This is a genomic window from Rhodococcus sp. EPR-147 (assembly GCF_001647185.1).
Taxonomy (GTDB): domain Bacteria; phylum Actinomycetota; class Actinomycetes; order Mycobacteriales; family Mycobacteriaceae; genus Rhodococcoides.
In genome coordinates, this window is sequence record NZ_LVCU01000033.1 from 1 (window position 1) to 2,293 (window position 2,293).

The 2,293-nt window shown below is 61.6% G+C and carries 3 protein-coding genes; all 3 read right to left on the reverse strand.

The window, feature by feature from the left end; translation table 11 throughout:
* A partial coding sequence (locus tag A2J02_RS01140; RefSeq protein WP_442971437.1) for a fatty acid desaturase family protein occupies positions 1-595 on the reverse strand: 595 nt, incomplete at its 3' end.
* Between the two features lie 123 nt (positions 596-718).
* A complete protein-coding gene (locus A2J02_RS01145; protein WP_068045660.1) occupies positions 719-2,020 on the reverse strand; it encodes a fatty acid desaturase family protein in 1,302 nt (433 codons plus the stop codon).
* A 108-nt stretch (positions 2,021-2,128) separates the two neighbouring features.
* A partial coding sequence (locus A2J02_RS27015; RefSeq protein ID WP_156516033.1) for a 2Fe-2S iron-sulfur cluster-binding protein occupies positions 2,129-2,293 on the reverse strand: 165 nt, incomplete at its 5' end.

The following is a 2,293-nucleotide window of genomic DNA, read 5'->3' on the forward strand; positions in this document are numbered from 1 at the left end:
GCTCGAATTCCTCGCGGGGCACTCGACCCTTGGCGACCTTGCCCAGTTCGAGGTGCTGAAGCGCCACTCCGTACTCGAAGAACAACTGCAGCAGCAGGTTGTAGACGGGGTTGCCGATGTTGAAGGGCTTCCACCGCTGATCGCGGGTGACGCGGAGCAGACCGTAGCCGACGTCGTCGTCCATGCCGAGCACGTTGGTGTACTTGTGGTGGATGTAGTTGTGCGTCTGCTTCCAGTGAGCCGACGGGCCCGTGTTGTCCCACTCCCACGACGTGGAGTGGATCTCCGGGTCGTTCATCCAGTCCCACTGGCCGTGCATGACGTTGTGGCCGAGCTCCATGTTCTCGATGATCTTCGCGACCCCGAGCATGGCGGTGCCGACCAGCCAAGCGGGACGCTTGCGGCTGGCGAAAAGCACGGCCCGGCCACCGATGTCGAGGGATCGCTGCAGGCGGATCGTGTTCTTGACGTACCGGGCATCGCGTTCGCCGCGGGACGCTTCGATGTCACGTCGGATGGAGTCGAGCTCGTGGCCCAACGCCTCGATGTCGGCATCGGTCAGATGCGCGTATTCTTTGACGTCCGTAATCGCCATGGGATACAACCTCCTGGCAGTCGTGAACACACAGCTCGCGTTATCAGGCCATGTGCAATTCCGTCACCTACCGTATCGTAAGTTACGGTTCCGTAGGTTAGTGGCGGAAATCTGTGTGACGATTCACAACGAAACGCGGTCACCCGAGCGACGCAGGCTCTTGGCCTGACGCTTGGCTTCCTTCTTGGCGTTGCGCAAGCTCACGCGTGCCTCTTGCATTGCCGAACGCAGACCTCGGCGCTGCCCGGTGAGCGGATCGATTCGAAGCGCGTGGACGGTAGGCGAATCGCCCTCCCGCCATCGTCGCTCGGACGACGTCTCGGGAGCGTTGTCGGACGTGGCGCGCAGCCACGAGTCGGGCAGCGACAGCTTGTGGATGGTCCGCAGCGCCAGCAAGTACTGCTTGCCGAGTGATCCTGTGGTGTACGGCAGATCGTACTTCTCGCACAGAGCGTGCACCTTCTCGGCGATCTCCGAGTACCTGTTGCTCGGCAGATCCGGGAACATGTGGTGCTCGATCTGGTAGCAGAGGTTGCCGCTCATGAAGGCCATGACCGGACCGGCCTCGAAATTGGCACTACCCAGCATCTGACGCAGGTACCACTCGGGGCGTGTCTCGGTCTCGAACTGCCCGATCGTGAACTTCTCGGCGCCGTCGGGGAAGTGACCGCAGAAGATCACCGCGTAGGCCCACAGATTACGGACCAGGTTGGCCGTCGCGTTGGCGGTCAACGTGGACTTCCAGGCCGGGCCGGACAGTGCTGGGAACAGGACGAAATCCTTGCCGACCTGCTTGGCGATCTTGCGCGCGAAGGCTCGGCTCGCCGGAGACTTCAGCAGACCCTTCTGGTCCTCGCCGTCCAGCTGCTTCTGCGCGTCGTAATCGTGCAGCGCGATGCCCCACTCGAAGGTGGTGGCCAGCACGATGTTGGCAAGCGGCTGAACGAGATTGATCGGCTTCCACGGCTCGTCACGGGTCATGCGCAGAATGCCGAAGCCGATGTCGTCGTCCATGCCGACGATGTTGGTGTAGGTGTGGTGCGAGTAGTTGTGGGCTCGCTTCCACTGCTCGGACGGCCCGGTCTGGTCCCACTCCCACGAGGTGGAATGGATCTCCGGATCGTTCATCCAGTCCCATTGCCCGTGCATCACATTGTGACCGAGCTCCATGTTCTCGATGATCTTGGCGACACTGAGCATCGCTGTGCCGGCGATCCACGCCGGCCGATACTTGCTGCCGAGCAGCACCGCGCGGCCGCCGAGCTCCAGCAACCTCTGCAGTCTGATGGTCCGACGGATGTATGCGGCATCGCGCTCGCCACGGCTGTCTTCGACGTCTCGACGAATCGAATCCAGTTCGCGACCGAACGCTTCCATGTCCGCTTCGCTGAGATGAGCGAACTCTTTGATGTCGGTGATGGCCACCGGGTCCTCCAACAGTTGAGTGCAGTGCCCGAAATATCGGGTTTCGACGTGGGCAACCTACGTAAGCGTAACCGAACAGTCTGAGAAGGCAGTGTGCGAGAAACAGACCTACAGTTCCAATGTGCAGTCGCCCGCAGCTGCGGAAATGCACGTCTGGACGCGGTCGCCCTCGCTGTGTTCCTTACCGGAACGCAGGTCGATGACATGCCCTGAAGTCAACGGCACCACACATGTCTGGCAGATACCCATCCGGCAGCCGAACGGCATCTGAAC